Raw genomic sequence first — 2,576 nt, forward strand, 5'->3', positions numbered from 1 at the left:
CCCCACCAGTCGACTGTCACCAACGTGATGGCCGGGTACACCTAGAGTCCGGGCATGGCGGACACCACGACGGCGGCCGGGACCGACTCGCTCAGCCCGGGCATCCGACGCACCTACGCCATGGGCGGGCTGTCGTCGGGCACCTTCGGGACCGTCCCGGGCCTGCTGCTCCTGCCGTATCTCACCGACCGTCTCGGTCTGGCCGCCGGGATTGCGGGCCTGATCGTCTTCCTGCCCAAGGCGTGGGACTTCTTCATGAACCCCATCGCGGGACGGATCAGCGATCGCTCGACCTCGCCGAAGGGGAGGCGGCGTCCCTTCGTGCTCTGGGGAGGACTGGCCCTCGCGGTCGCCTTCGCCGCGATCTTCGCCGGACCGACGACGCCACAGGGCCTGGCGGTCGCCTGGGTCCTCGTCACCTTCATCGCCGGCGCGACGGCATACTCCTTCTTCCAGGTGCCCTTCATCGCGATGGCCGCCGAGATGACCACGACCTACGCCGAGCGCACCCGCCTGATGACCTGGCGTGTCATCATCCTCAGCGTCGCGATCCTGCTGACCGGCGCCACGGCCCCGTTGATCGTCAACCTGGTGGACGGCGCGGCCGGCTATCGCCTCATGGGTGTCGCGATGGCCGCCGTCATCGCGCTCGGCGCGGTGGTCTGCTGGTGGGGCACCCGCCACGCCCCGCTGGCCCGCCCGGAACTCTCCGCGCCGGGGCTCCGCCAGCAGCTTCGGGTGGTCGCGACCGATCGCCAGGCCCGTCATCTCATCGGCACCTTCCTCCTGCAGGCGATCGCCACCAGCATGGTCCTGGCCGGTGTCGTCTACGTCGCCAACCACCTCATCGGTGGCTCGCTCGCCTCGACCCTGCTTTTCGTCGCGACGATTGCGCCGGCGCTCCTCGTGTCGCCGTTGTGGGAGCGCTTCGGCCTGGCCCGCGGCAAGAAGGTCGGCTACCTCGCGGCCTCGGTGATCTTCGGCGTCGGGATGGTGGCGCTCTTCTCGGCCCGCACCGGTCAGCTCTGGGCGGCCTTGCTCGCGTGCGCTGCCATCGGCATCGGGTATGCCGGGTGCCAACTCTTCCCCCTCGCGATGCTCCCCGACGTGGCGGCCGAGGACGCACGACGCAGTGGGGAGAACCGGATCGGGCTCTACACGGGGGTGTGGGCGGGCACCGAACTGCTCGGGTTCGCGGTCGGTCCGGCCATCTTCGCCGGTGTGCTCGCCGCTGGGGGGTATGTCTCATGCGGCGGTTGCGACATCGGTCAGCCCGACTCGGCGAAGGTGGCGATCGCTCTCGGTGTGTCCGTGCTGCCTGCCCTGCTGGTCGCGGTGAGCCTGTGGGTGCTGCGCGGCTACCGCCTCGACGATCGGCTGCGGGCCCAGGAGGCCGGGGAGACCGCGATGTGATCGCGGACCCCGACGGTGGGCCCCGGAAAGGGTCGTCCAAGGGAAAGGGCACTCGCGCCAGCGAGTGCCCTTTGGTGTGGCGACCCCGACGGGACTCGAACCCGCGACCTCCGCCGTGACAGGGCGGCGCGCTAACCAACTGCGCTACGGGGCCTTGGAAGGTCCAAGACCGTGTATCCCCAACGGGATTCGAACCCGTGCTACCGCCGTGAAAGGGCGGGGTCCTGGGCCGCTAGACGATGGGGACCCGCTCGGCGGATTTCCCCCTCGCGCTGGCGAGCCAGGCTCGGATCCGTCGAGGACTCCGAAAGCATAGGGGAGGGTTCTGAGATCGCCAAAACGAGCCCTGGTCCCTGGCACGGGACTCGGCCTCGGGGCGCCCCCCGAAGCGCCCCGAGGCCGAGATCGCCGACGTCAGCTCCCGGACCCGGGTGCGCAGGTCGGCGGGCAGACGATGGTCTCCGAGACCCCGTCGCTGGGGCGGCTCGGCGCCACGTCCGTCAGCACCGTGCCGTCCGTGAGGGTGACGTCATAGGTGAGTTGCGGCTCGGGTCCGCCTTCACCACTCGGCGGGAGCGGCTCGGAGAGGTCGAAGGCCTGGCCGGGCCACCACGCGGCATACGTGCCGTCCTTGATCGACGTCTCCACCGTCTGCCCGAAGGCGTGGATGGTCAGCGCGGCGACGTCGGGCCCGACCTTGCCGTCCACGAAGGAGGCCGGGTCACCCTTGCCGAAGAGCCCGCCGCCCATCGTGAACTGGCTCATCGCGCCCTCGGTGAAACCTCCGGCCTCAGGCAACGCCAAGCCGCCCCCGCCGCTGGCTCCGGAGCTGAGGTCCTCCACCTCGGTGCCGCCGGTCGGGAGCAACCCGACACAACTGACACTGGCCTCGACGGACGTCGGACCATCGGAGCTCGTCCCGGTGAGGAGCATGGCGACGTAGTCGCCGCGGCGTTCGGCGAGTCGGACCGTGAGTGGCGCACCGTTCAACCACTCGAGGTGCCCGACCTGCGCACGGCAGGCCGTCTCGAAGACGGCGTTGTCGGCCGCCGCCACCTGGGCGGGCGTCGCCGTCCAGGTCGCGTATGCCGCGGGCGCCCCCGCGGTCGACAGGGCAAGGCCGGCGACGGACACCGCGGCGATGCCGGCGGCGGCCGCGGCCC

At 71.0% G+C, this 2,576-nt stretch carries 2 protein-coding genes and 2 tRNA genes; 1 reads left to right on the top strand and 3 read right to left on the bottom strand.

Annotated elements, in window-relative coordinates; all coding sequences use genetic code 11:
• The first annotated feature begins 54 nt into the window (after nucleotides 1-54).
• The gene (locus BN10_RS13850; RefSeq protein WP_010851880.1) at nucleotides 55-1,413 is read left to right on the top strand and encodes an MFS transporter; all 1,359 of its coding nucleotides are present in this window, start codon (nucleotides 55-57) and stop codon (nucleotides 1,411-1,413) included.
• Between the two features lie 77 nt (nucleotides 1,414-1,490).
• On the opposite strand, the gene BN10_RS13855 is transcribed toward BN10_RS13850, so the two are convergent.
• From BN10_RS13855 to BN10_RS13865, 3 genes are all read right to left on the bottom strand, one after another.
• A tRNA-Asp gene (locus BN10_RS13855) sits at nucleotides 1,491-1,567 on the bottom strand.
• A gap of 20 nt (nucleotides 1,568-1,587) precedes the next feature.
• Nucleotides 1,588-1,660, bottom strand: a tRNA-Glu gene (locus BN10_RS13860).
• A gap of 167 nt (nucleotides 1,661-1,827) precedes the next feature.
• Nucleotides 1,828-2,576 (bottom strand): hypothetical protein (locus tag BN10_RS13865; RefSeq protein WP_040751966.1); only part of this gene is annotated, 749 nt, incomplete at its 5' end.

The organism is Phycicoccus elongatus Lp2 (assembly GCF_000367525.1).
GTDB classification, from domain to species: Bacteria; Actinomycetota; Actinomycetes; order Actinomycetales; family Dermatophilaceae; genus Phycicoccus_A; species Phycicoccus_A elongatus.

What these genes read in the sequence shown, in the direction of transcription:
- BN10_RS13850 (WP_010851880.1), top strand. Translation starts at nt 55, where the DNA reads ATGGCGGACACCACGACGGCGGCCGGGACCGACTCGCTCAGCCCGGGC.